The organism is Streptomyces sp. NBC_01808 (genome assembly GCF_035917395.1).
Lineage (GTDB): Bacteria > Actinomycetota > Actinomycetes > Streptomycetales > Streptomycetaceae > Streptomyces.
Genome location: NZ_CP109072.1, coordinates 4,266,817 through 4,292,737, shown reverse-complemented (window position 1 = coordinate 4,292,737; position 25,921 = coordinate 4,266,817). Strand labels below are relative to the sequence as shown.

The 25,921-nt window shown below is 72.5% G+C and carries 25 protein-coding genes; 16 read left to right on the top strand and 9 right to left on the bottom strand.

Annotation, left to right across the window (positions count from 1 at the left end):
- Window positions 1-63: 63 nt before the first annotated feature.
- From OG946_RS18710 to OG946_RS18700, 3 genes are all read right to left on the bottom strand, one after another.
- Complete coding sequence (locus OG946_RS18710; protein WP_326800304.1) at window positions 64-726, bottom strand: DUF305 domain-containing protein; 663 nt, start codon at window positions 724-726, stop codon at window positions 64-66.
- A complete protein-coding gene (locus tag OG946_RS18705; protein ID WP_326797205.1) occupies window positions 702-1,331 on the bottom strand; it encodes a DUF3105 domain-containing protein in 630 nt (209 codons plus the stop codon). The genes OG946_RS18710 and OG946_RS18705 overlap by 25 nt, the downstream gene beginning before the upstream one ends.
- Window positions 1,332-1,490: 159 nt before the next feature.
- Complete coding sequence (locus OG946_RS18700) at window positions 1,491-2,183, bottom strand: hypothetical protein (protein ID WP_326797204.1); 693 nt, start codon at window positions 2,181-2,183, stop codon at window positions 1,491-1,493.
- A 406-nt stretch (window positions 2,184-2,589) separates the two neighbouring features.
- Here OG946_RS18700 and OG946_RS18695 point away from each other — a divergent pair, with 406 nt between their 5' ends.
- The 3 genes from OG946_RS18695 to OG946_RS18685 all read left to right on the top strand — a co-directional run bounded on the left by OG946_RS18695 (window position 2,590) and on the right by OG946_RS18685 (window position 5,375).
- Window positions 2,590-3,546: an arsenic resistance protein gene (locus tag OG946_RS18695; protein WP_442814630.1), complete on the top strand. Its 957-nt coding sequence runs from the start codon at window positions 2,590-2,592 to the stop codon at window positions 3,544-3,546.
- 131 nt (window positions 3,547-3,677) lie between these two features.
- On the top strand, window positions 3,678-4,115 hold the full coding sequence (locus OG946_RS18690; protein WP_326797202.1) for an NfeD family protein: 438 nt from the start codon (window positions 3,678-3,680) through the stop codon (window positions 4,113-4,115).
- Between the two features lie 102 nt (window positions 4,116-4,217).
- A complete protein-coding gene (locus tag OG946_RS18685; protein ID WP_326797201.1) occupies window positions 4,218-5,375 on the top strand; it encodes an SPFH domain-containing protein in 1,158 nt (385 codons plus the stop codon).
- Between the two features lie 71 nt (window positions 5,376-5,446).
- Here OG946_RS18685 and OG946_RS18680 read toward each other — a convergent pair whose 3' ends face one another.
- The 6 genes from OG946_RS18680 to OG946_RS18655 all read right to left on the bottom strand — a co-directional run bounded on the left by OG946_RS18680 (window position 5,447) and on the right by OG946_RS18655 (window position 10,445).
- Window positions 5,447-6,547 (bottom strand): ABC transporter ATP-binding protein, encoded by a 1,101-nt coding sequence (locus tag OG946_RS18680; RefSeq protein WP_326797200.1) that lies wholly within the window; start codon window positions 6,545-6,547, stop codon window positions 5,447-5,449.
- Window positions 6,544-7,455: an ABC transporter permease gene (locus OG946_RS18675; RefSeq protein ID WP_326797199.1), complete on the bottom strand. Its 912-nt coding sequence runs from the start codon at window positions 7,453-7,455 to the stop codon at window positions 6,544-6,546. Before OG946_RS18675 ends, OG946_RS18680 begins: the two co-directional genes overlap by 4 nt.
- Window positions 7,452-8,294, bottom strand: coding sequence for a molybdate ABC transporter substrate-binding protein (modA, locus tag OG946_RS18670; protein WP_326797198.1), 843 nt, complete (start codon window positions 8,292-8,294; stop codon window positions 7,452-7,454). The genes OG946_RS18675 and modA overlap by 4 nt, the downstream gene beginning before the upstream one ends.
- 21 nt (window positions 8,295-8,315) lie before the next feature.
- The gene (locus OG946_RS18665) at window positions 8,316-8,702 is read right to left on the bottom strand and encodes a TOBE domain-containing protein (RefSeq protein ID WP_326797197.1); all 387 of its coding nucleotides are present in this window, start codon (window positions 8,700-8,702) and stop codon (window positions 8,316-8,318) included.
- Window positions 8,703-8,905: 203 nt separating this feature from the next.
- A complete protein-coding gene (locus tag OG946_RS18660; RefSeq protein WP_326797196.1) occupies window positions 8,906-9,625 on the bottom strand; it encodes an SDR family oxidoreductase in 720 nt (239 codons plus the stop codon).
- Window positions 9,626-9,635: 10 nt separating this feature from the next.
- Entirely contained in the window at window positions 9,636-10,445 is an 810-nt protein-coding gene (locus OG946_RS18655; RefSeq protein ID WP_326797195.1) for a helix-turn-helix transcriptional regulator, read from the bottom strand.
- 266 nt (window positions 10,446-10,711) lie between these two features.
- Here OG946_RS18655 and OG946_RS18650 point away from each other — a divergent pair, with 266 nt between their 5' ends.
- The 13 genes from OG946_RS18650 (at window position 10,712) to OG946_RS18590 (ending at window position 25,909) form a co-directional block, all read left to right on the top strand.
- Complete coding sequence (locus OG946_RS18650) at window positions 10,712-12,658, top strand: serine/threonine-protein kinase (protein ID WP_326797194.1); 1,947 nt, start codon at window positions 10,712-10,714, stop codon at window positions 12,656-12,658.
- Between the two features lie 237 nt (window positions 12,659-12,895).
- On the top strand, window positions 12,896-13,369 hold the full coding sequence (locus OG946_RS18645; RefSeq protein WP_326797193.1) for a hypothetical protein: 474 nt from the start codon (window positions 12,896-12,898) through the stop codon (window positions 13,367-13,369).
- Between the two features lie 441 nt (window positions 13,370-13,810).
- Complete coding sequence (locus OG946_RS18640; protein WP_326797192.1) at window positions 13,811-14,062, top strand: type II toxin-antitoxin system Phd/YefM family antitoxin; 252 nt, start codon at window positions 13,811-13,813, stop codon at window positions 14,060-14,062.
- Window positions 14,050-14,463, top strand: a complete 414-nt coding sequence (locus tag OG946_RS18635) for a PIN domain-containing protein (protein ID WP_326797191.1) — start codon at window positions 14,050-14,052, stop codon at window positions 14,461-14,463. Before OG946_RS18640 ends, OG946_RS18635 begins: the two co-directional genes overlap by 13 nt.
- Before the next feature lie 209 nt (window positions 14,464-14,672).
- Window positions 14,673-17,195, top strand: a complete 2,523-nt coding sequence (locus OG946_RS18630) for a discoidin domain-containing protein (RefSeq protein ID WP_326797190.1) — start codon at window positions 14,673-14,675, stop codon at window positions 17,193-17,195.
- Window positions 17,196-17,276: 81 nt separating this feature from the next.
- On the top strand, window positions 17,277-17,879 hold the full coding sequence (locus OG946_RS18625; RefSeq protein WP_326797189.1) for a hypothetical protein: 603 nt from the start codon (window positions 17,277-17,279) through the stop codon (window positions 17,877-17,879).
- Window positions 17,880-17,936: 57 nt separating this feature from the next.
- On the top strand, window positions 17,937-18,380 hold the full coding sequence (locus OG946_RS18620; RefSeq protein ID WP_326797188.1) for a GNAT family N-acetyltransferase: 444 nt from the start codon (window positions 17,937-17,939) through the stop codon (window positions 18,378-18,380).
- 95 nt (window positions 18,381-18,475) lie between these two features.
- The gene (locus OG946_RS18615) at window positions 18,476-19,582 is read left to right on the top strand and encodes a hypothetical protein (RefSeq protein WP_326797187.1); all 1,107 of its coding nucleotides are present in this window, start codon (window positions 18,476-18,478) and stop codon (window positions 19,580-19,582) included.
- Window positions 19,583-19,782: 200 nt separating this feature from the next.
- Window positions 19,783-21,372: an ABC transporter substrate-binding protein gene (locus OG946_RS18610; RefSeq protein WP_326797186.1), complete on the top strand. Its 1,590-nt coding sequence runs from the start codon at window positions 19,783-19,785 to the stop codon at window positions 21,370-21,372.
- Window positions 21,369-22,313, top strand: a complete 945-nt coding sequence (locus OG946_RS18605) for an ABC transporter permease (RefSeq protein ID WP_326797185.1) — start codon at window positions 21,369-21,371, stop codon at window positions 22,311-22,313. The genes OG946_RS18610 and OG946_RS18605 overlap by 4 nt, the downstream gene beginning before the upstream one ends.
- A 1-nt stretch (window position 22,314) precedes the next feature.
- Complete coding sequence (locus tag OG946_RS18600; RefSeq protein ID WP_326797184.1) at window positions 22,315-23,208, top strand: ABC transporter permease; 894 nt, start codon at window positions 22,315-22,317, stop codon at window positions 23,206-23,208.
- A gap of 62 nt (window positions 23,209-23,270) precedes the next feature.
- Window positions 23,271-24,104 (top strand): creatininase family protein, encoded by an 834-nt coding sequence (locus OG946_RS18595; RefSeq protein ID WP_326797183.1) that lies wholly within the window; start codon window positions 23,271-23,273, stop codon window positions 24,102-24,104.
- Entirely contained in the window at window positions 24,101-25,909 is a 1,809-nt protein-coding gene (locus OG946_RS18590; RefSeq protein ID WP_326797182.1) for an ABC transporter ATP-binding protein, read from the top strand. Before OG946_RS18595 ends, OG946_RS18590 begins: the two co-directional genes overlap by 4 nt.
- The last annotated feature ends 12 nt before the right edge of the window (window positions 25,910-25,921 follow it).

Genomic DNA, 25,921 nt, shown 5'->3' with positions numbered 1-25,921 from the left:
CGACCGGCACGGGCCGCTGGACTTCGGCACGTACTGGTGAGCCCGCGGCGGCGTAGCGCGCGGCTACGGCTTCATGATGCCGCCGCGCTCCTCCAGCATGTCCCGCATCAGCTTGATCTCCGACTGCTGCCCGCGCAGCGTGGTCTCCGCCAGCCGCCGCACCACCTGCGTCTCCACCGCGCCCGCCGCCATCTGCGACATCTGCGCGCCGCCCTGGTGGTGCGCGGTCATCAGCCGGAGGTACAGCACCTCGGCGTCTTCGCCCTCCGCGTCCCGCAGTTGGCGGAGCTGGGTGTTGGTGGCCATGCCGGGCATCAGCGACCCGTCGCGCGCCTCGAAGGGCATCTCGTGGCCCATCCAGGCCATCGGCGGCTCGCCCGACGACTTCGGCAGCTCCCACTCGTCCAGCCAGCCGAGGAGCATGCCGCGCTGGTTGGCCTGGGTGTTGATGACGTCGTACGCGAGCCGGCGCACGTCCTCGTCGTCGGTCCCGTCGCGCACGATGAGGGACATCTCCACGGCCTGCTGGTGGTGCACGATCATGTCGCGGGCGAACCCGGCGTCCGCGGAGCCGGTGTCCGGGACGGCGGGGCTGTCGTCGCCGTCCGCACCGGTGGCGAGGACGACGAGGAACGCACCGCAGACGAGGACCGCGGCGGCCAGCATCGCGAGCGGCAACCGCAGGGAGGGCCGGAGGAACGTCACGCCTCCTTCCCACCGGTGCAGGCGGCACCCTGCTCGGGGGTCTGCGGACCCTGGACGTACTTGTCGAAGAACTTGCCCACCTTCGGGTCGGCGGCCTTCTTGACCGTGAGCTGTTTGCCCCAGGCGGAGAGGGTGATCGCCCCGGCCTGGTCGGGATGGGGGCTCATCAGCGAGTACGGGGTGTTGGTGACGCGCTCGGAGAGGGTCTTGACGTCCCCTTCCTTCGCCTTGTCGCTGTACGTGACCCACACGGCGCCGTGCTCCAGGGAGTGCACGGCGTTCTCGTCGCGTATCGGCTGGTCGTAGACGTCGCCGTTGCAGTTCATCCAGGCGGGGTCGTGGTCGCCGCCGGCGGGGGGCGTCATCTTGTACTCGACGTCCTCGGTGACGTGGTTCTGTTTGAGGTCGTCCCAGCTCTGCTCGCCCTTGAGCGGCGCGGCGGCGGCCTTCTCGTCCTCGCGGGCGCTGTCGACGATGAAGTAGCCGCCGACGGCGGTGGCGATCACGACGACGGCGGAGGCGAGATAGGTGATCTGCTTGCTGCGCCGCTCCCGGGCGGCTTCCTTGCGGCGCATCTCCTCGACGCGGGCACGGCGGGCGGCGGCTTTGGACTTGGCGGAACCCATGGTGTGCGGACCCTTCTCCCCGGGGGTCGCGCGTACGCGGCGGGCGCGGAGGCGCGGCGGGGTGTTTGCGGAGTGGTGAGTGGACGGAGTAGGGGGTGGGCGCACGCACCGGGCGCCGCGGGCGGCGGTCCGGTTCTGGGGCGTGCGCGGGGATCCGTCCTAGGTCCGCTGGACCTGGAGTCGGTGGAGATCGGGGGTGCCGAGAGCGCCGGGCGGGGCCGGACTGACACCGCACTCGGCGATGGCGGCGGCACTGGGAGCACACGGCGGCCCGTCACCGGGCGGCGGCCAGGCCCCGGCCCCGGAAAGCGGAGGCGCGGCGGCACGCTTGGAGGCGGCGGGACAGTCACCGGCGGAGCCACCGGGGGTATGAGCGGCGGTGCAGTCCTCGGGAAGGGGCGCACCGGCGGCTGAACGGTCGAACGGGACGACTTCGCCGGGCGGGCCGGCGGGGAGGGGGTCGGCGGGTGAGGCGGCGGTCGGGAGGCCGTCGACCGGAGAGGCGTCGCCCGGGAGACCGTCGGCCCGGAGGCTGTCGGCCGGAGAGACGGCGGTCGGCGAGGCGTCGGCCCGGAGGCCGTCGGCCGGAGAGGCATCTGCCGGGAGGCCGTCCGCCGGTGCGGCGTCGGGCCGGAGGTCGGCGTCAGGCGGCACGTCGGGACGTAGTACGTCCAGGACATCGACCTGCGGGGCGGCGGCGCGTAGGACGAGCCCGTGGCTCGCGGCGGTGTCGGAGCGGCCGGCGTCGGCGCAGGACGCCGCCCCGGCGAAGAGGCCCAGGAGGACGAGGACGTAGCCGAGCAGGCGGAGGCGGCGCGTCGCGGCGTCCGGAACCCTGCGTGGCCTGGTCATCGCCGCGAATCGTAGCCCGCCCACTCACGCCGCAACAGCGGCCCGCACCAGGAACGGACCCCCGCGGCCCTCGCCCCGGCAGCACCACAGCCACCATTCGCACCCACCCCGGGGCCACCCACACCAACCCCGCACGCCCGCCCAAGGGTAGGCCGCCCCACCGACAACGCCCGCCGACAAGCCCGAGCCCCCGGGCCGCGGCACCACCCCCGCCCTCGCCCGCCACCCAAGCCGCGGCCGCCTCCCCGCACCACGCCCACGCCCGCGCCCACGCCCGCGCCACCCCCGCCCCAGGCCACCCGCACCCGGCCGTCCCCGTCCCGCCGATTACCGTCTGGGGAGTACCGCAGATCACCCCACCCCCTGAGGAGCAGCCGTGGCGCAGTCCGGCGGGATCGTCGTCGCCATGGAGCGGCATCAGGTTCCCGTCTACCTCGGGGCCCTCGTCGCCGGCGGGGTCGTCGGGTGGGTCGCGCCCGCCGCCGGGCCCGGTCTTGAGCACGCCATCAACCCCGTGCTCGCCGCCCTCCTCTACGTGACCTTCCTCCAGGTCCCCGCCGCCCACCTGCTCCGGTCCCTGCGCGCCGGCCGGTTCCTCGCCGCCGCGCTCGTCGTCAACTTCGCCGTCGTACCGCTCGTCGTCGCCGCGATGTTCGCCTTCCTCCCCGACGAGCAGGCCATCCGCATGGGCGTCCTGCTCGTCCTCCTCACCCCCTGCATCGACTACGTCATCGTCTTCAGCGGCCTCGCCGGCGGCAGCAGCCGCCAACTCCTCGCCGCCACGCCCGTCCTCCTGATCGCGCAGATGGTGCTGCTGCCCGGCTACCTGTACCTCTTCATGGGCTCCGACCTCGCCGACATCGTCGAGGCGGGCCCCTTCATCGAGGCGTTCGTCGTCCTCATCGCCATCCCGCTCACCCTCGCCTGGCTCACCCAGGCGTGGGCCGCCCGCCGCCCCGCCGGGCAGAAGACCGCCGACGCGGCGGGCACCGCGATGGTGCCGCTGATGGCCGCGACCCTCGCGACCGTCGTCGCCTCCCAGGTACCCAAGGTCGACGACAGCGTCGGCGACGTGGCCCGCGTGGTGCCGTTCTACGTGCTCTTCCTCGCCGTGATGGCCTTCGCGGGACTCGGCGTCGCCCGGCTGTTCCGCCTCGACGTCCCCGCAGGACGCGCGATCGTCTTCACCGGCGCGACCCGCAACTCCCTCGTCGTCCTCCCCCTCGCCCTCGCGCTGCCCGACCGGCTGGCCGCCGCCGCGGTGGTGGTCGTCACCCAGACCCTGGTCGAGGTCGTCGGCATGGTGATCTACGTACGCCTCATCCCCCGGCTGCTGCCCGATGCCGTACGCACCGGAGCCTGACCCCGCACCCGCTCCGGCGGGCGCGCGCGCGAACAGCCCGCCGAATCCCGGAACCACCTGAACTCGCCTGTTCTGCCCGGCATTTCCGGGGAGTAGGTTGGAGGGCAAGTCCCCCGAGGGAGGCTGACGCGATGCCGTGGATCGTCTGGCTGCTCGCCGCCGCGGCGCTCGGCGCCGCCGAGTTCTTCACGATGACGCTCGTCTTCGGACTGCTCGCCGGCGCCGCGATGGTCGCCGCCGTGGTGGCCGGGGTGGGCGTCGGTGCGCTGGGGCAGTTCGTGGCCCTCGGGGCGGCGGCGGCAGCGGGGCTCGTCGTCGTACGTCCCGTCGCGCTGAAGCACATGGCACAGACCCCGCTGACCCGCGACGGCAGCGACGCGCTGCTCGGCAAGCGGGCCGAGGTCGTGCAGGAGGTCACCGCGACCCGGGGGCTGATCAAGCTCTCCGGCGAGGAGTGGTCGGCCCGCGCGCTGGACGAGACGGCGGTGATTCCGGTGGGGGCGCTGGTGGAGGTCATGGAGATCGAAGGCGCGACGGCCGTCGTCTACCCCCGCGAGCTCCTTCCCTGAGCCGTCCGAGCCCTCTGAGCCCCGCCCCCGCCCCCTGAACCGCCGAGCCCCTGAGCCCCGAGCCCCCGACGGGCCGCCGAACGCACAGCCAACGGAGGAAGTGTGGACCCGGTTGTCATCCCGATGCTCCTGGCGGCGCTGGTCGTCGTCTTTCTCGTGTCGAGCAGCGTGCGGGTCGTCCCGCAGGCCCGCCGCTACAACATCGAACGCTTCGGCCGCTACCGCCGTACGCTCCAGCCCGGCCTGAACTTCGTCGTGCCGGTGGCGGACCGCGTCAACACCAAGCTGGACGTCCGCGAGCAGGTGTACTCGTCCGATCCCCGGCCGGTGATCACCGAGGACAACCTCGTCGTCAACATCGACACCGTGCTCTACTACCAGATCACCGATCCGCGGAAGGCCGCGTACGAGGTCTCCGACTACCTCCAGGCGATCGACCAGCTCACCGTCACCACCCTGCGCAACGTCATCGGCGGCATGGACCTGGAGGAGACCCTCACCTCCCGCGAGGAGATCAACGCCCGGCTCCGCTCCGTCCTCGACGACGCCACCGGCAAGTGGGGCATCCGCGTCAACCGCGTCGAGATCAAGGCCATCGACCCGCCGCACAGCATCAAGGAGGCGATGGAGAAGCAGATGCGCGCGGAGCGCGACAAGCGCGCGGCGATCCTGCACGCCGAGGGCGAGCGGCAGGCGAAGATCCTGACCGCCGAGGGCACGAAGCAGAAGGACATCCTGGAGGCGCAGGGCGCGCAGCAGGCCATGATCCTGCGGGCGGACGGCGAGGCGCAGGCGGTGGAGCGGGTGTTCCAGGCCGTCCACCGCAACAACGCCGACCCGAAGATCCTGGCGTACAAGTACCTGGAGACGCTGCCGCACCTGGCGAAGAGCGACAACAACACGTTCTGGGTGATCCCCGGCGAGCTGACCGAAGCGGTACGCACCGTCACCACCGCCTTCGGCGACAAGTCGGCGCCGGGCGTGCCCCAGGCCGTACAGGCGAACGAGGCGGCAGCGGCAGCGGCGACGGCAGAGACGGCGGCGACCGGGGCGGCGGCGGACGGGCAGCCGCCGGCGCTGGACAAGGCCGGGGCGCCCGAGCTGGCCGCCGCGCCGAAGCCCGCGCTCGACGCGGTGGCGGCGGCGGTGGAGGCCGCGAAGGTGGCGGACGCGGCGGTGAGCGAGGCCAAGGCGGAGGCGGAGGCGGCGAGTTCGCCGCAGCCGCAGAAGGCGAACAAGGCGAAGCCGGCCGACGAGTAACCGGGCGCCCGGGTCGCGCTGGGCGGCCCGGGCCGTACCGGACGCCGGGGCCGCGCGCCGGCCGGCCGGGCTCAGGCCGGGTACGCGTGCGTCTGGGTCGCCTTCACGGCCGCCCAGACCTCGGCGCCCGGGTGGAGGTCGAGTTCGGCTGCCGCGGTGGTGGTCAGGTCGGCGGCCAGGGGGAGTTCGCCGGTCAGTTCGGCGCGGATCTGGTCGGCGTGGGTTTCCAGTCCCGCGACCGCGCAACGCCAGAGGTTGCGGGCGCTGGAGCCGGTGGGGCGGTCGCGGTGCAGGGTCACGGCACTGGGCGGGAAGGCGACGAAGACCGGCCCGGTGAGGTCGTCGGCGGTGGTGATCGCGGGTCCTTCGTCGAGGTCGACGGAGTGGCCGCGGGCCCGCCCCCGGTAGAGGTTGAGGCCCACGAGGTGGGCGATGTAGTCCGTACGCGGGTGGCGGGCGATGTCCGTGGGGGCGCCCTGCTGCACGACACGGCCGTCCTCGATGACCACGAGGTGGTCCGCCAGCACCATCGCGTCCAGCGGATCGTGGGTGACGAGTACGGCGACGGCCTCGAAGCCGGCGAGGTGGCGGCGGAGCTGGGCGCGGACCTCCAGGCGGGTACGGGCGTCGAGCGCGGCCAGCGGCTCGTCCAGGAGCAGCAGCCGGGGGCGGGTGGCCAGGGCGCGGGCGAGGGCGACGCGCTGGGCCTGGCCGCCGGAGAGCCGGCGGGGCTTGGCGGCGGCGTGCTCGGCGAGGTCCATCCGCGCCAGCCAGGCGGCGGCCTCGGCGCGGGCCTCGGCCTTGGTGGCGCCGTGGCAGCGCGGCCCGAAGGCGACGTTGTCCAGGGCGCTGAGGTGCGGGAAGAGCAGGTAGTCCTGGAAGACGACCCCGACCGGGCGGTCCTCCGGCGGCGTACGGTCCAACGCGGCGGCGTCGAGGCGCAGATGCCCGTCCGTGAGCGGGACGAGGCCCGCGAGGGCGCGCAGGGCGGTGGTCTTGCCGGCACCGTTGGGGCCGAGGAGGGCGAGGACGTCGCCGGGGCGTGCGGTGAGCGCGACGTCGAGCCGGAAGGCGCCGCGCTCGACGACGAGCCGGGCGTCGAGCCCGCTCTCGCCGTACGTCTCGGCGCGGATCTCCCCGTGCGTCTCTTCTCGTACCGAATCGTCTCTCATGCCGAGGTCATCCACCTGTCCCGTAGCCCCGCGAGCACCGCCACCGAGACCGCGAGCAGCACCAGGCTCAGTGCGATCGCCGCCTCCGGGTCGCTCTGCAGCGCGAGATAGACGGACAGCGGCATCGTCTGCGTACGCCCCGGGAAGTTGCCCGCGAACGTGATCGTGGCGCCGAACTCGCCCAGCGCCCGCGCCCATGCCAGCACCGCACCGGCCGCGATGCCCGGCGCGACGAGCGGCAGGGTGACGCGGCGGAAGGCGGTGAAGCGGGAGGCGCCGAGGGTGGTGGCGGCTTCCTCGTAGCGGGGGTCCGCGGCCCGTAGCGTGCCCTCCACGGCGATGACGAGGAACGGCATCGCCACGAACGCCTCCGCGACCACCACCCCCGCGGTCGTGAACGGCAGCGTGACCCCGAACCAGTCGTCCAGCCACCGCCCCACCACCCCGTTGCGTCCCAGCGCCATCAGCAGCGCCACGCCGCCGACCACCGGCGGCAGCACCAACGGCAGCGTCACCAGCGCCCGGACGAGCCCGCGCCCCGGGAACTCCACCCGCGCCAGCAGCCATGCCAGCGGCACCCCGAGGACCAGGCTCAGCGCCGTCGCCGCGGTCGCGCACACCAGCGAGAGCCGCAGTGCCTGCCACACCTCGGTGCTGGTCAGCAGCTCCGGCATGCTGCTCCACGGGGCGCGGAGCAGCAGGGCGAGGAGCGGCAGGACCAGGAACGCGAGGCCGAGCAGCGCCGGTACGAGCAGCGGCAGCGGCGCGCCGCCGCGGGCGGGCGGGCGGGCCCGGGACCCGGACCGGGACCGGGGCCGGGACCCCGCACGGCACCGGCGGAGCGGGGCGGGGCCACCGGCCAGGGTGTCCGCCGCCTCGCCCTTGTCCGCGCCTGAAGGCAACGTCACGGCTTGAGGAACCCGGCCTCGGTCAGCACCTTCTGCCCCTCGGCCGACTGCACCAGCTCGACGAACGCCTCCGCCGCGGCGGCGTTCGGCGCCTCCTTGAGCAGCGTGATCGGGTAGTCGTTGATCGCGTCGGCGGACTCGGGGAAGTCCACGCCCTCCACCTTGTCGCCGACGGCCCGCACGTCGGTCTTGTAGACGACCGCGGCGTCGGCCTCCTTCAGCACCACCTTGTTGAGGGCGGACTTGACGTCCTCCTCGTACGACACGGGGGTGAGCTTCAGCGCGCCGGCCTCCAGGGCCTTCTGCGCGGCCGACCCGCAGGGCACGGTCTCGTCGCAGAGCACGACCTTCAGGCCCGAGTCGGTGAGGTCCTTCAGCGAGGCGACCCCGTCCGGGTTGCCGGGCAGGGTGGCGATCTCCAGTTGGTTGCGGACGAAGGTCTCGGGGGTGCCGGCGGCGGCGCCGGCGTCCGTGACGATCTCCATCGTCGTGGGGCTGGCGGAGGCGAAGACGTCGGCGGGGGCGCCGCCGGTGATGCTCGCGGCCAGGGCGTCGCTGCCGCCGAAGCTGAACGTCACCTTCGTACCGGGGTGGTCCTTCTCGAACTGCGCGCCGAGCTTCTCGAAGCTCTCGGTGAGGGAGGCTGCGGCGAAGACGGTGACCTCACCGGACGGCTCACCGGACGTGCCGCCCTTCCCCGAGTCCGAGCCCGAGTCCGATTCGGAGTCGGAGCCGGAGTCGGAGCAGGCGGTCAGTGCCAGCAGGGCGGCGGCGGCGGCCGCGCCGGCTATGCGGAGGGTGGGGCGGTAGCCGCCGGTCCGGCGTGCGGAACGGGTCATCACAGGTCCACTCCCTGACGTCTACGGTCTCTCCACGACCACGTTGGTCGACTTGATCACGGCCACCGCCGGAACGCCCGGCGCCAGCCCCAGCTCCTCCGCCGACTCCCGGCTGACCATGGACACCACCCGGAACGGCCCCGCCTGGATCTCCACCTGCGCCGAGACGTCCCCCATGTGCACGTCGGTGACGATCCCGGCGAAGCGGTTGCGCGCGGACGACCCGGTGGAGTCCCGCTCCGCCCGGCGCATCTCCCGGGCGTACGCGGCGAGCGCCGCCCCGGGGATGATCCTGCGCCCCGCGCCGTCGCGCTCGGCGGTCAGCTTTCCGGCGTCGACCAGCCGCCTGACGGTGTCGGCGCTGACACCGAGCAGGGCGGCGGCGTCTCCCATCCGGTACGTATGCATGCGCCCGATGATAATGCCGCACCTGCGAGGAAGAAGCCACTGTATCCATCGCACAAGCCTGGTGATACGAGAAGTTGCCTGGCATGTGCGTTTCGGAGCTGGAAGGAGACCAGGGTGCGGAGTGACTGCGGCGGACCGCCGGAGATGCCGAAACCGTCCGGCCAATGTTCATCCGGGATCCATGTACGCCATGTCCTGTTCGCTCAGATCAGCAGGCCGCCCGTGGCGCGGAGGTTCTGGCCGGTGATCCAGGCGGCGTCCGGGCCCGTGAGGAACGAAACCACCGCGGCGATGTCCTCCGGGTGGCCCAGGCGCCGGAGTGCGGTCATGGCCGCGGTCTGGGCGAGGGCTTCCGGGGGGTTGGTGGCGTGGAGGAGGGCTGTTTCCGTGGCGCCGGGGGAGACGGTGTTGACCGTGATGCCGCGGGGGCCCAGCTCCCGGGCGGCGACCTGGGTGAACTGTTCGAGCACCGCCTTGCTCGCGCAGTACAGCGCGTGGCCGGGGGCCGGGACCACCGTGTTGAGGGTCGAGATGTTGACGATCCGGCCGCCGTCCGGCATCAGGGCCGCCGCCTCGCGCATCGCCAGGGCGCCGAACCTCGCGTTCGCCGTCAGCACCCGGTCGAACTCCGCCGCCGTCAGCTCCGCCAGCGGCAGCCGCGGGTTGACCGCCGCGTTGTTGACCAGGATGTCGAGGCCGTCGCGGACCGGGGCGAAGGCGTGGGCAAGGGCGTCCGGTTGCTCCTGGTCGGCGCGGACCGCCTGCGTGCCGGGGACCTCGCGTACGACCTCCGCCGCCGCCGTCTCGTTCTCCTTGTACGTGAAGACCACCCGCGCGCCGTCCCGCGCCAGCCGGGTCACGATCGACCGGCCGATGCCCCGCGAACCGCCCGTCACCAGCGCCGTCTTACCGTTCAGCAGCATGCGCGGGACGCTATCCGGCGGCCGGCTCCCGGTATTGAAGGTTTGCGCACAGCGCGGTGGGCGTCAGGCCCGTCAACTCCCGTACGTCCCGGGTGAAGTGCGGCTGGTCGGCGTAGCCGCAGGTGGCGGCGATGGCCGCGAGGTCGTGCGCCGGGTCGGCCAGCCGGCCGACCGCGTGCTGGAGACGGGCGATACGGGCCACCCGGCCCGGCGGCATGCCGATCTCGCGCCGGAAGCCCAGCTCCAGGTAGCGGCGGCTGACGCCCAGCCGCGCCGCCAGCGCCGGGATGGGGATCCGGCGACCCGGACGCTGGAGCCGGTGCCAGGCCACGGCGAAGGGGGTGGTGGCCGGGCTTCCCGTCCCCGCCTTGAGCCACGTCTCCATCGTCTCCACCAGTACGTCCAGCCTGCGCGGTCCCGCCTCCGCCAGCCGCTCCGCCAACTCCTCCTCCCGCCGCCGCCCCAGCACGTCCGCCAGCTCCACCGTCTCGCCCACGAACTCCCGCGCCGGCACCCCCAGCAGCGCCGCCGTCCCCGCCGGGGTGAGGCCGACCGTGACGCCCTCGCGCCACCGCTGCGTGGCGTGGATGCCGTACGCGGAACGGGCGCCGGTGACGAGGCGGTCGGCACCCGTGACGTCGATGACGAGGACCGTGGCGTTGACCGGCAGCAGCCGGTGGCGCACGGGCGCGCCGCCGCCCGCGCGGAACGCCGAGCAGCCGATGACGTATGGCGCCAGCCGGGTCGGGGGCGTACGGGCCACGGACTCACACGGGGCAGGCTGCCGTTGCGCCGGGATGGAGTGCACGTTCACCACCACGATGATTCCTCAGGCCGCTCCACCCCGGCAGGGGCTCACACGTGTTGATCACCCCTCGCGACCGGTCGTGGAGGCGGGGACCCCGGCGGCCAAGGGGGAAGCTGCCATCCAGTCAGTCGTCCGATCACTTCCGGCCAGACTGCGGCTACCGATAAGGGCGACTGTTGAAAGCGCAGGTAACCCTGCGCACAGTTCTCCTTACACAGTAGGTTCGATCCGGCGTGTGGCGCTGGGTGTGTGTGCAGGGTCGAGCGAGGGGGCAGATTTTGCGTTCCGGAGAGGAATTCGCCGACCGCTACGTCCTCAAGGAGGTCATCGGCGCGGGGCGCGGCGGCGATGTGTGGCTGGCACACGACACAGTGGTGGGTCAGGACGTCGCGCTGAAGCCGGAGCGGACGGACGGCGAGGGCGAGACAGCGGTGCGTCGGCTGCTGGGTGAGCCGCGGGCCATGGCCAAGTTCCGCGACCATCCTCACGTCGTGACCCTGTACGACGTCGTCACCGTGGCGCCGGAGGGCGGCGGGGGCGACGCGGACACGTACTGGTTCGTCATGGAGTACGTGCCCGGCGGCGGTCTGGACCGGCTGCCACCAATCTCCCCCGAACAGGCGGCCCGCATCGGGGCCCAACTCGCCGACGCGCTGGTCGCCCTGCACGAGGAAGGCATCGTTCACTGCGACGTCAAGCCCGCGAACATCGGCCTCACGCGGCGCGGTGACGCGAAGTTGCTGGACTTCGGAGCGGCCTACCGGGTCGGCGGCAGCGAGACCATCACGTTCAACGGCCCCTTCAGCTACACACCGGACTACGCAGCTCCTGAACTGGCCCGAGGCAGTGTCCCCCGGCCGGCATCGGACGTGTTCTGCCTGGCGGCCACCCTCTACGCCCTGGTCACCGGTACGCCGCCGCGTGGCAGCGAGCCAGGGGAGAGGGAGAGCGACGGCCACCAGGAGGACGCGGACTCCTGGGAGAACCCCCGGGGTCTGAGGCACTTACAGGCCGAGCAGGGCTTCGTCGAGTTGGACGCCGACGCCGTGGGGCCGCTGTACCCCGCGCTCGCCGCCATGCTCCGACGCAACCCCCGGCAGCGCCCCGATGCCACGGAGGCCAAGCAACTGCTGGAGGACGTCGCCGCAGCCGGCCCTCCAGCCTCAAAGGACACGGCTACAGCACTCGGGGACGCCGCCGCCTCCGACACCCTCACCAAGCGCCGACGCCGGCCACTGCTCGCAGCCGCGCTCGGTGTCGGTGCTGCTGTGATGGCTCTGGCACTCGTCTTCATCCCCGGCGGCGACGGCGAGGACGGAAAGCCCGCGTCCGAGGACGGCCAGAGCGGGCAACTGGGGGCGCAGGCCCTGATCGGCAGCCCGCACACGGCGGACGTGTGTGCCCTGGCCGATACCTCCGTTCTCGAGCAGTTCGCCGGCGAGGACGTCCGCAAGGATGTGGACTACGGGAACTTCGACCGGTGTGACGTGCTGGTAGGCGTCGACGATGAGACCCGGATTGACGTATCGATCCGCCTCCTTCCGAGCTCGCCGCCCCAGGAGGCCAAACCCTTCCGCACGATCGGGAGGATCAACATCGTCGAAGACGAGGCGGAGAACGATGAGTGCAGCCGGCTGCTGACCACCGGCGGCAGCACCGGGGAAACGGTGGTCCAGGTCCGCGTCAACATGGGCGAAGGCTCGGTGAACGGCGGCAATGCCACCCTGTGTACGGTCGCCGAAAGAGCCGCTGCGAGCGCGGCCGAGGTCCTCGACGCCGGTCCGATCCCCCGCCGTGCATCGGCCTACCCGCAAACCTCGCTGGCCTGGGGGAATGCCTGCAAACTCCTCGACGCCACCGCGCTGTCGGCCGTTCCCGGCCTCAGGGCCGACGTGCCGGACGCCGCAATCGCGAACTGGGGCTGCGAGTGGTCCAGCACCATCGACGAGTTCGACGCAGAGGTGAGCTTCTTCCGGGACCAGCCCAGCTCCGCTCAGGACGGCACGGTCCTCACACTCAGTGGATATCGCACGGTCGTCAAACCGAACGACGAAGGCGACACCTGTAGCGCGCTTGTCGAGCACCACAGGTACAAGGGCCAGGATGGCGTGACCGCCGCCGAGATGGTGCGCCTCGACGTCCACGGCGAGCGTCCCACCGAAGATCTCTGCGGGATGGCGAAGGACCTCGCGGCATCCGCCGCCGCCCGGCTCCGCGCGCTGTGACGGCAGCCGGCACACGTGCGGCACCCCTGCTCGGCCAGTCACTCCGTCGTCCACCAGATACCCCTGCGCGGCCTGGCGGGAGCGTAGTGCTGTTCCGCGTCAGCTCGCCGCGCTGTCGACGGAGCGTCAAGGGATCGGTCACTGAGTGGTAATGACTCTGCGTCAGCGGGGCGGGAGCATTCCTTCACCCGCAGATGACGGGGAGAAGTTCGATTCAGGATGTGGGGGAGGACCTTCGTGCGCAATGCTGGAAAGGCAATCGGAGCCGCTGCGGCGGCACTCTTGACGCTCAGCCTCGCCGGGGCCGGGACGGCAAATGCTGAAGACGGATCACAAGGATTCAACGCAGACAACTGGACATGCGAGCCGGGGAGCAAACCGAGCGCCACGGATCCAGGCGGGCGAGATGCGTGGATCACGGTCCGGCACAAGGACGATTCCACGAATTTCGCCAGGTTCTACTTCCAGGCGCATGGCGAAATTTTCACCTTCACGAACAGCACCGACGTCATCAACAGTTCCGGAGACACGCTTCGATTCGACGCGTATGCCATCGAGTTCAACAATGACTGGGACTGGCAGTGGTGGCTGTTCAAGCGGACCTGGATCGAGGACAACGTCTCCCTTCCTGAGGATCAGGGGTTCAGCATGGAACTCTGGAGCGACCAGGGGAACACCGGCCCCTGCATGAACCGTTCCGGACGGACCTGATGTTGGCCGGGGCCGGGGTGATGCGGCGCGAAACTGCGTGGCGGTTTCACACGGTTCGGTGAGCTGTGGCAGCGCGAGCCCTTCCCGAGAGGATCGGGGAGGGCTCCGCCGTGCGAGCTGCCAGTCACAGCGGGCCGAACGGCGCCGGTCCGCTGCCGTGAATGGTGAGCGGTCCTCCGCTCAGGTCGCCCTTCTGATGAACGAGGCCCAGACGAGCTTGCCGAGGCCGTCGCGGTCGCAGGTGCCCCACTCGTCGGCGAGGGCGTCGACCAAGTGCAGGCCGCGGCCGTGGTCGTCGGTGGGGGCGGGGTGGCGCAGGTACGGGGATGCCCCGCTGGCGTCGTGGACTTTCGATGCGGACGGCGCCGTCGTCGGTGACGTGCACCCGGAGCTGGCCGCCCTGATCTCTCACCACCAGCGGATTTCTGATATTCTGAACTCATGAGGATGATGAGCGCAAGCGAGGCTTCCCGGAGCTTCGCTTCGGTTCTGGACCAGGCGGAGCATGGGGAAACCATCGTGATCACCCGCAACGGCAGACGTCTGGCGATCCTCGGGCCCGCACCCAGCGGGAACGGCGCTGCGCTTGCCGACGTGCTGGAAGCACACGCCGCGGCTCTCGACGAGGACTTCGCGTCCGATGTGCTGGAGACCCGTGAGCTGCTGACTCTGGAGGACCCGTGGGAAGGGTAATCCTCGACACCGGTGTCCTTGCTGCGGTCGATCGCGGCCGGCTTGAGCTGGCCAAGCTGTTGCGCGCCCGGGATGACGACATCACCATCGCCGCCGTCACGGCGGCTGAACTGCTGCAGGGCGTGGAACTCGCGGCGGACGAGTTGACCACACGCCGTCGTCAGGGATTCGTCGACGCGGTGCTCGCCATAGTCCCGGTGGATGACTACACGCTGGATGTGGCGCGTGTGCATGCCCGGTTGCTGGCGTACACCCGGAAGCTTGGCAAGCCGCGCGGTGCGCACGACCTGATCATCGCGTCGACGGCGATTGCCACGAACCGGACGGTGATGACCACCGACGCCAAGGCGAAGTTCGATGAACTACCCGGCGTGGCCGCAGAGATGATCCCCGTCCCCTAGCTCCAAGCTGCACCGAGAGGCTCAGACAACCAGCAGGGCCCAGGTCTGTGACCACGTCGGGACTGCCACGGCTGACCCGAGCCTCCCACCGACCTCCGCGTAACCGGCCCTCGCCTCATGGCGGGGGCCGCCCCGCCGTGATCTACTCCCCGGCGGTCGCAGGGGTTACAGTCGGGGCCCCGGACCGCGGCGACGGGAGGCATCCCGCAATGGCGACCCCGACTCCCTTTCCCCGCAGGCGGTTTCTGCTCGCGAGCGGGGCGACCGCCGCCGGGCTGGCCCTCGTCACGCCGGGGGTCGGTGCCGCCGCCTCCGGGCCCGGTCCTGACGCCCTGCTCTACCACCGGCTGCTGCTGCGCCACACCCGCTGGGTCGAGACGCAGTGGGACGCCGCCGCCGGGCGCTACCCGCTCGCCGACTTCGGCTTCGCCAGCGTCCTCGGCAACGCCGTGCTGCTCACCCACGGCACGTACGACGCGGACCTCGCAGGCGTCGACCGCGACACGCTCGCCGACCACACCGTACGGACCATCCGGCACTTCGCCGCCACCAACTTCTGGGCCACCGGGGCGACCTGGGGCGGCGGCGGGTACGAGTGGGGCGGGCGGGTGTTCTGGGACGGGACGTTCGAGTCGTACTTCGTCGCCGCCGCCCGGCTGCTCTGGGACGAACTCGACGCCGGCACCCGCGCGCACGTCGACGCCATCGCCGTCCGCGGCGCGCAGTACGTCGCGGGCCTCGGCGCCGGCGAGGACCCGCGCAGCGGCGGCTGGTCGTCCAACGGGCTCACCGGCGGGCACCGCGGCGACTCGAAGATCGAGGAGATGGGCGCGAAGTCGATGCCGCTGGCCACGGGCCTCGCGTACCACCCGGGCCACGCGGACGCCGCCGCCTGGCGGGAGTGGCTGACCCGCTGGCTGTCGAACATGACGGGGCTGCCCTCCGCGGACCGCGAGAACGGCACGTTCATCGACGGCCGTCCGGTGTCCGAATGGAACACCGCGCAGAACATGTACGAGGGCCATGTCGTGGAGAACCACGGCACCTACGCGCCCATGTACCAGCAGTCCACCGGCGCGTACCCCGGGCGCAACGCCCTCCACTTCCTCATCGCCGGCGCCCCGCTGCCGGAGGTGCTCGCCAAGCAGCCCAACGCGGCCGGCCTCTGGCGCACGATGACCCACCTCGGCACCGCCGCCGGGCTCTCCTCGCACCCCATGGTGGCCGACCGCTACCACCTCTACGGCCGCGACGTACTCCCCCTGACCTGGCGCCGGATGGGCCAGGCCGACCCGTACACCGCCCGCGCGGAGCGGATGCTCGCCGCGCATCTGGAGCCGTATCTCGCGTACCCGCCGGAGAACCGGCTGACGAAGTTCAGCGGCGAGCCGAAGTACGAGCCGGAGGCGCGCGCGGAGGTGGCGATCGCGTACCTGTTGCACGTCTGGCGCGACCGGCTGCACGGCGACGTGCGGCCGGTGAGCGAGACCCGCTACTGGGCGAGCGTCGCCGGGGCGACGGACTACGGCGCCGAAGTCGGGCTCGTCGGGCACCAGTCGGCGCGGGCGCTGGCGATGGCGGTGAGCAAGGCGGGGCACGTGAAGTTCGCGTTCCTGCCCGAGCACGACGACTGGCTCTTCGACGTCACGGGCGCGGCCCCCGCGTTCCTGCCGGGCACCGCGCTCGCGGTCACCGGCCGCCGCGTCGCCCGCTACACCCGGGCCGCCGACGGCTTCGACGGCTCCGCCACGGTGCTGCGCTTCGCGCAGGGCACCGCCGGCTATGCGACGCTGCCCACCGGCGCGGTCGTCTACGCCACGTCCGGCCTCGCCCCCGACGAGGGGCGGCTGCGGCTGCACACGCTGGCCATGCCGGGCGTACGGGGCCTCGACGGCGACCGTACGTTCCACGGCCCCGGCGGCGCCGTCACCCTGGCGCCCGACGGGGGCGACGGCGGGGTGGACGAGGTGCGCTTTCCCGCGGTCGCGGCGCGGCACGTGCGGATCCTCGGCGCCCGGCCCGCGACGCAGTACGGCTACTCCCTCTGGCGCGTCGAGGTCTACGCCCCCGGCTCCGGCACCGACCTGGCCCGCGGCCGTACCGCCACCGCCTCGTCCGCCGACCCCGCGTACCCCCCGCCGCACGCCACGGACGGCGACCCCGCCACCCGCTGGGCGGTGGCCCGCGCGGAGCGGCCGCGGGCGGACAGTTGGCTGGCGGTGGACCTGGGCGCGGAGCAGCGGGTGGACCAGGTGCTGCTGGGGTGGGAGGCGGCGTACGGCGCGGAGTACCGGGTGCAGGTGTCCGCAGACGGCACGGGCTGGCGCGACGTGGCGGCGGTGCCGGCGGCGCACGGCTTCGCGGGGAACTGGGTGAACGTCGACGACCGGGCCGGTTTCGTCGTACGCGGCGGAAGCAACCCGATCCGCGTGACGGCCGGCTCCGTCACCCTCTCCGCGGGCCCGGCCACCCCGCTGATCGCCGAGGGCTACCCGGCACAGCGCGCGGGCCGCACCCGCGCCCTGGCAGCCGCCCCCGCCCCGACCACGGACGTGCCCGGCGTGGCGGCCGCCCTGGCCGACGGCCACCTCGCCGTCTTCAACCTCACCGACACCGCCGTCCAGGCAACAGTCCACGTCCCCGCACGATCGGACAGCGACCCCGCCCGCACCGTCCCCGTCAGCCTCCCCGCCGCCGCGGCCACCGTCCTGCCGCCCGCCTCCGGTGCGTGACGTCCGCTACTGCGCGGGTTGCGGGGATGCGGGAGGATCGTCCTGTCGTGGGGTCTGGGGTGCGGGTTGGGGAGGTTCGGGATGGGGCGGGGTTTCGGGGTCCTGGCCGCGGTGTGCGCGGGTGCGGTGCTCCTGGCCGGGTGCGGTGAGGAGAGCGGTTCCGGTGCGGGTACGGGTACGCCGTCGAACGGCGGGTCCCCTTCCACCGCCGAGGAGTACGCCGAGGCGACGCGGAAGGAGCACGACCGGGCGTGGCCCGACGTCGCGCGGAAGTGCCGCGACGTGCGGCCGGAGCCCTCGGCAGAGGCGGGCGACGGGGGCGAAGGTGCCGTGCCCGAGAATCCCAAGTACGGGGAGAACAACGCCTACAAGCAGACCACCGACGTCACCCCCGACGAGCTGTGCCGGGGCGAGGCCCACGCCGTACGCATCGCCGCCGCGCTCAAGGACGCCGCCCCCGCCGACCTGAAGGACGAGCGGCGGATCCGGCTCGTCCTCGAAGACCTGGGCTACGCGACGGACACCGTGACCGCGCAGCAGGCCGGCGCATCCGCCGTCGCATGGGACGTCATGGTGGCCGGCGCCGGCCCGTGCATCAGCGGCAACACCGACTGGCCCGACGAGATCGACGTACACGGCGTCTACATGGAAGGCGGCTGCACCGAGCCCGTCGGCGGGCACTGACCAACTGCGCAGGACCGCGGTTTGACGCGCGGGCCGTCCGCGATGTTGGCTGCCCGGGTGTCCGATCTCCGCTTCACGCCGCCGGCCGACGACGAGGCGCTACGGGACTGGCGCCGCGTCCACAACGCGACGATCCCGACGCATCACCTGTCGCTGGACGACGTACGGGACCGGTCGTGGCGGCACCACCTGGAGCTGGCCTATGCCGGCGGCGTGCTCGCCGGCTGCAGCACCGTGCGCCCGCCCGAGGACGGCACCTGCACGGCCACCGTCATCGCGCGCGTCCTGGCGGACCACCGCGGCCGGGGCATCGGCGAGGAGCTGTACGCGCGCGGGCTGTTCAAGGCGTGGGAGCTGGGCGCGGAGCAGATCGCGACCGTGGTGCTGTCGTCGAACGACTGCGGACTGCGCTTCGCGCACAAGCACGGCTTCGCCGAGACCGAACGCTACGTCCTGCCGGGCGAGACGATCCCCTGGATCGACATGAAACTGGCACCCTAGGTCCCGCCCGGCGGCTCCCGGGAGCGCCGGGGCGCGCACACGGAGGCCACCGCGGAGCCGTCCCGTTGTCAGTGGCGGCGGGCAGACTTGCCGTCATGCAGACGGTGTACAGCGGCGAACTGGACGTGGATTACGGACAGTTCTACGTGGAAGGCCGGCGGGACTGGTCCGGGGAGGGGTTGGCGGAGACGTTCGCCGGGCAGCGCAACGGGCTGTGCGGGGCCGCCGTGCCGGGGTACCTGTTCCTCACCACCGGGCTGCACACCGGCCGGGTGGGGCTGACCGTCGAGGTACATGATCAGGCGCCGCCCGTCACCGCGACCTGGGAGGAGGTCGTGGAGGTCTCCTTCCGGCCCGCCGCGCCGCGGACGGCGGTGTTCCCGTGGGGTGACGGTGAGCTGTGCGCCGCGGAGCTGGCGGAGACCGACCACCGGGTGCGGTACTGCGCGCGCGGGATGGACGTGGAGTGGGACGCGGAGTCGGCCGTACTCGACGGCGGGCCGCCCGTGGACCACTACCTGCTGCAGTTCTGGCCCGCCCCGCCGGCCCCGGACCGGGTGATCCGCCAGACCTCCCGCCGCGCCGCGTACTGGCACACATACGCCCGTCGCCTCCCCCCGCCGCCCACGCGCGAGGAAGCGGCCGCGGCCGAGCGGGCGGAGCGGGAGCGTAAGGAGCGGGAGCGCACGGCGCTCCGCGAGCAGGTGGAGCGGCGGCGGTGGGGCGGGCGGATCCCCAGCGAGCGGGTGCGCGCCGCCATCGGCGCCGGGTCGTGGCTGGTCGCGTGGGACCGCGACCTGATCGACGAGGTCGACGCCGCGGACCCGCAGGCGCAGCGCGACCTCGCCCGCTGGGCCGCCCGCCGGGCGCTGGCGGCGGCGGGACTCGACCGTATCGGCTGGATAGCCGCAGGTCTCGACGCCCTGGACAGGGGCGGGGACCTGCCGGAGCCGTTCGACGACGAGGGCCGGGCCTTCGACCGGCTCTTCGCCGACCCGGGCGTCCCGCAGACCCTCGTGCCCACCCCCGACGGCCGGTACGACAACGCGCTCCAGCAGGCCATGGCGCTGCCCGCGCTACTCGCCGCCGCCGACCCCGACCCGCTGCGGGCCGCCCTGGACGCGCTCTCGCACGCGGCCGTGACCTGGGGCAGCGCCCGCCCGGACCTGTTCGCCGGAGCCCGCGCCCAATTGCCGGGCTGACGGCACGTACGGGCTCCCACCGGGCCGCCCGGCACCTCCCCCACCGCTGCTCCACACCTCCCTGACCACCGCTTCTCTTCCGGAATCAAGGTCTGCAGACCCGTTGACCCCTATGTGGACCCCGTGTATACCTGCCACATGCACGGTGGATCCACCGCCGGTACGGCTCGTCCCCTGGCCCCGATGTGTGGAGATAATCAATGGCACCAATCAGCAGGCGGCACCTCCTCGCCGCCGGCGGCGGCGCGCTGGGCAGCGCGGCGCTGGCCGCGTGCGGCAGCCCGGTCAACCTGCCGTCGTCCATGGAGGAGGTCACCCCCCGGCCCGGCGGCCCGAGCCGCGGCGGGGTGCTGCACTTCGGGCTCTCCACGGACCCGGCCAACCTCGATCCGCACGTCACCACGGGCGCCGCGTCGGACCTGCTGCGGCAGCTCACGTACAACGCGCTGCTGCAGTACGACGGCGACGGCGAGATCATCGGCGACCTGGCCGCCGAGTTCGGCTGGGCCGACGACACGACGTACGAGGTCAAGCTGCGCCCCGGGGTCCGCTTCCACGACGGCTCGCGGCTGACCACGAAGGACGTCGCGTTCTCGTTCCGCCGCATGATGGACGAGAAGACCGCGGCGACCACGGGTCCGCTCCTCGACCTGATCGAGGAGGTCGAGGCCAAGGACGACACCACGGTCCTCTTCCACCTCAAGCAGGCGGACTCCACGATCCCGTTCGTCCTCGCCAACCCGACCGCGAACATCGTCTCCCAGCGCTGGATCGAGTCGGGCGTCGACCCCAAGACGCAGGTCATGGGCACGGGACCGTTCCGGTTCGTGGAGCGCATCCCCGGGGTGAGCACGACGTACGAGCGCTTCGACGAGTACTTCGAGCCGGAGCTGCCGTACCTCAACGCGATGGTCTTCCAGCCGATGAGCGACGACTACGCCCGCGTCACGGCCCTGCGCACCGCCACCGTCGACATGATCGACTACGTCCCCGCCACCCACGTCGACGTCATCAGCGAGAACCCCCGGCTGCGCCTCGCCTCGGACCGCACCTTCGGCTTCGGCTTCGTCGGCTTCGTCACCAGCAAGCCGCCCTTCGACGACGTACGCGTCCGCAGGGCCGTCGCGATGGCGATCAACCGGGACTCCGTGCTGGAGACCGCGCTCCTCGGCCACGGCCAGCCGATCGACGGCGCGCTGATGCCGCCGGCCTTCGCGCGCTACTCCGGCTCCCTCGACAACACCATGGCCTACGACCCCGAGCAGGCCCGCTTCCTCCTCAAGAAGGCCGGCCAGGAAAAGCTGACGCTGCCGGTCGTCACCACCAGCACGTACTCGGTCATCGCCCGCCCCGCCCAGGCCATGCTCCCCGGCATCCGGGAGGCCGGGGTGGACGTGCGGCTGACCCAGCAGGAGTGGCTGACGTTCCGGGCCAGCGTCGAGGCCAAGTCGTACCCCGTGCACTCCTGGGGCACGGCGCCGAAGTTCGGCGACCCCGCCTCCCTCGGCGACTTCCTCGCCAGCACCGGCACGTTCACCGCGAACACCGACTTCAAGGACGAGCGCCTCGACCAACTGCTCGCCGAGGGCCGCCGCACCCGCGACCGCGCGCTGCGCGACGAGATCTACCGGGACGTCGAGCAGCGGGCCCTGGAGCTGGTGCCGATGACCTGGACCGTACGCCGCCAGCAGGGCGAGGCGCACTACGACTACGTCAAGGGCTACCGGCACCCGCCCAAGGGCTCGTGGACCGGAGTGACTCTGCGCCGCATATGGATGGACAAGAAATGAGACGGTTCCTCCTCACCAGATTCGCGCAGGCGGCGCTGCAGCTCTTCGCCGTCGGCAGCATCGTGTTCCTCCTCGTCCGCCTCATCCCCGGCGACCCCGCGCGCGCCGCGCTCGGCGAGGGCGCCACCGATGAGCAGGTCGCGCAGACCCGCGAGGCGATGCACCTCAACGACTCCTTCGTCAGCCAGTACTTCGGCTTCTGGGGCCGGCTCTTCCAGGGCGATCTCGGCACCTCGCTGTTGAGCAGCCGGCCGGTGATGCAGGACCTGCCGAACCGGCTGGGCAACTCCCTGGAGCTGGTGCTCGTCTCGCTGATCATCGCGGTCACGCTGGGCGTGCTGCTCGGCCGGGTCGCGGCCACCCGCGCGGACAAGCCCGCCGACCACGCGCTGGTCGCCGGCTCGATCTTCGGGATCTCGCTGCCGGTGTTCGTCGTCGGCACGCTGCTGCTGATGGTCTTCGCGTTCCTCGTGCCGATCCTGCCGCCGCAGCGCTTCACCACGCCCTGGCAGGATCCGGTGGCCCATCTGCAGATCCTGATCCTCCCGGTGGTGACGCTCACCGCCGCCTCGTGCGCGGTCATCACGCGCATGACGCGCGCGGCGATGCTGGAGACGCTCTCCGCGGACTACGTACGCACCGCCCGCTCCAAGGGCCTCGCCGAGCAGCGGGTCATCAAGGACCACGCGCTGCGCACCGCGCTGCTGCCGGTGGCGTCCGCGACGACGGTGGAGCTGACCACGCTGATCGGCAGCACCGTGCTGGTGGAGACGATCTTCGGCTGGCCCGGGGTGAGTTCGCTGCTGATGAGCGCGGTCGGGCAGCGCGACTACCCCGTCATCCAGGCCGTCGTCCTCGCCGTCGCGGCCGTCGTCATCCTCGTCAACCTCGTCGGCGACCTGGTCGTACGAGCCCTCGACCCGCGGGCGGAGGAAGCCTGACATGCCGACCGTCGAACTCACCACCGCCCCCCCACCACCCACCGCCGCGACCCCGCCCCGGCGCGGGGGCCGGCACCTGCTGCGCAGCCTCGTCGCCAACCGGCGGACGTCGATCGCCGGCGGCTTCCTGCTGCTGGCCTGCGCCGCCGCGCTGCTCGCCCCGGTGATCGCGCCGCACGACTACCGCGACATCGCCGGCACCCCGCTCACCCAGGGCGGCGTGCTCGGCATCGACGACTACGGGCGCGACGTGCTCTCCCGGCTGCTCATCGGGCTGCGTACGTCGCTGGCCGTCGCGCTCTCCGCGGTCCTCATCGCCGGCGCCATCGGCACGACGCTCGGCCTGGTCGCCGGGTACGGCGGCCGCTGGGCGTCCAGCGTCATCATGCGCGGCATCGACATCCTGCTCAGCTTCCCGCCCATCGTGCTGGCCATCGCCGTGGTCGCCGCGATGGGTCCCGAGCTGGTCAACGTCGTCATGGTCATCGGCGTGCTGTACATCCCGCGGTTCACCAGGATCGTCTACAGCCAGGTGCTGGCGATCCGCAGCGTGGAGTACGTCGAGGCCGCCGAGATCATGGGCACCGGGCGCAACACCATCCTGCTGCGCACGATCCTGCCGAACGTCGCCGCGCCGGTGATCGTGCAGCTCAGCCTGTCGGTGAGCTTCGCCATCCAGATGGAGGCGGGGCTGAGCTTCCTCGGCCTCGGCGCCCAGCCGCCGCTGCCGTCGCTCGGCACGATGGTCGGCGCGGGCCGTGACTTCCTGGAGGTCCAGCCCACGCTGCTGATCTACCCGTCGGTGCTGATCATCCTCATCGTGCTGGCCCTGAACGTCTTCGGCGACGGCCTGCGCGACCTCCTCGACCCCCGCCGCAGCGGCACCGACTCGTGAACCCCCGTACGTACACCGCACCGCAGCAGCACCCCAGCACAGCAGCGAAAGGAACCAGCCCCATGGCCGTCTCCCTGCCCGACACCCACCGTCTCGGCGAACTGTCCTGGACGCAGGTCAAGCACCTGGCGGAGCAGGACCCGGTCGTCCTGCTGCCCATCGGTGCCATCGAGCAGCACGGGCCCCACCTGCCGGTCCACGAGGACTCCATCGTCGCCGAGTGGGTCGCGGACAAGCTCGCCCGCGAGCACGGCTACTGGGTCGCGCCCGCCCTCAACTACGGCCACTCCGGCGTCTTCCGCGGCTTCGCCGGGAACCTCTCCCTCAGCCAGGAGACGCTGCGCAACGTCACGTACGAGATCCTGGAGGCCCTGGTGGCGTCCGGCTTCCGGCGGATCGTCATCGTCGACAACAACGGCGGCAACGTCGGCCCGGTGACCGGCGCGGCCATCGACGCCCGGCGCGACTTCGGCATCCTCGTCGGCCACCTCTACCCCTGGCAGCTCGGCTACGCCCTGATGCGCGACGTGTACGACGACCCGGCCACCGCCTACGGGCACGGCGCCGAGCCGGAGCACTCGGCGATGCTGGCGATGTTCCCCGAGCAGGTGCAGAGCGAGCTGGCCGAGCCGGGCGGGCTCTCCTCGCCGGCCGGCTGGACGCCGACCAGCTACACCGAGGCCGCCATCCCCGGCCAGCCCGTACCCGGCACGGTCCTCTGGGACTTCTCCGAGATCAGCGCCACCGGCTGCACCGGCGACGTGAGCCTGGGCAGCGCCGAGACCGGCAAGGTGTGGATCGAGCGGGTGCTCGGCTTCTGCGCCGCGTATCTGGCGGAGTACGACCGCAACACCCGTACGGCGGCGGACGCCGGAACCGCGGCGGGGCCGAAGTGACCGGCGCCGGTCAGGAGAAGGAGGGGACGGCGCCCGAGCCGGTGCTGAGCGTCGAGCGGCTGTCGGTGGACTTCCGCGTCGCCGGCGAGTGGACCCCCGCCGTACGGGACGTCAGCTTCACCGTCGGCCGCGGCGAAGTCGTCGCGCTGGTCGGCGAGTCCGGCTCCGGCAAGTCGGTCAGCTCGATGTCCGTGCTGGGCCTGGTCGCCGGCAGCGCCCGGCACCGCGGCAGCATCCGCTTCCACGACACCGAGCTGCTCGGCCTCGGCCACGAGGCGCTGCGCAGCATCCGCGGCAAGCGGATCGCGATGATCTTCCAGGAGCCGATGACGGCGCTCAACCCCGTCTACACCATCGGCCGGCAGATCGCCGAGGCCATCCGCTGCCACGAGAAGGTGTCCGCGGCCGGCGCCCGCGCCCGCGCGATCGAGCTGCTGACGAAGGTCGGCATCCCGGAGCCCGAGCGCCGCGTCGACAGCTACCCGCACCAGCTCTCCGGCGGCCAGCGGCAGCGCGCGATGATCGCCATGGCGATCTCCGGCTCGCCCGAGGTCATCATCGCCGACGAGCCGACGACCGCGCTCGACGTCACCGTGCAGGCCGAGATCCTGGAGCTGCTGCGCGGCCTGCGCCGGGACCTCGGCTCCGCCGTGCTCATCATCACCCACGACATGGGCGTGGTCGCCGACATCGCCGACCGCGTGGTGGTGATGAAGGAGGGCGAGGTCGTCGAAGAGGCGCCCGTGGGGCGGCTGTTCGCCGCGCCCGAGCACGAGTACACCCGCCGGCTGCTGGCCGCCGTGCCCAAACCGCCTCCCCCGCCGGCTACGCCCTCTCCCCCACCGGCTACGCCCCCATTGGCGGGGGTGCCCCCATTGGCGGGGGTGCCCCCACTCCCGGGCGAGGCCGAGCCCGCCGCGGTCACGAAGCCCGAGGCGGCAGTGGGGGTACCCGCGCCAACGGGGGCATGGCCGGCGGGGGAGGACACGACGCTGCGGATACGGGACCTGGAGGTCGAGTACCCCGGGCGGCTGGGCCGCAAGGGGTTCAAGGCCGTGCACGGCGTGAGCCTCACGATCGGCAAGGGAGAAGTCCTGGGCCTGGTCGGCGAGTCGGGCTCCGGGAAGTCCACCATCGGCCGGGCCGTCGTCGGGCTGTCGCGCGCCACCGGCGGATCCGTCGAGGTCTGCGGCACCGACGTCACCGGCCTGTCGGGACGCCGGCTGCGGGCCTTCAGGCCGACGTACTCGATGGTCTTCCAGGACCCCGGCGCCTCGCTCAACCCCCGCTGGTCGATCGGCGACTCGATCGCCGCGCCGCTGCTGGTCAACCGCCGCGCCGACCGCGCCGCCGCGCACTCCCGGGTGGCGGAGCTGCTGGAGCAGGTCGAGCTGCCCGCGCACTGGGCGAGCCGGTTCCCGCACGAGCTGTCCGGCGGCCAGCGCCAGCGCGTCGGCATCGCCCGCGCGCTGGCGCTGGAGCCGGAGCTGCTGATCGCCGACGAGCCGACGTCCGCGCTCGACGTGTCCGTCCAGGCCACGGTGCTGCGGCTGTTCCGCGAGTTGCAGGACCGGCTGGGCTTCGCCTGCCTGTTCATCAGCCACGACCTCGGCGTGGTCGAACTCCTCGCGCACGAGGTCGCGGTGCTGCAGAACGGCCGGCTCGTGGAGCACGGCCCGGCGCGCGAGGTGCTGGCCAACCCGCGTACGGAGTACACCAAGCGGCTCGTCGCCGCCGCGCCCGTGCCGGACCCGGTGGAGCAGGCGGAGCGGCGCCGGCTGTGGCGCGAGATGGCGGCGGCGTGACCGCCGCGCGCT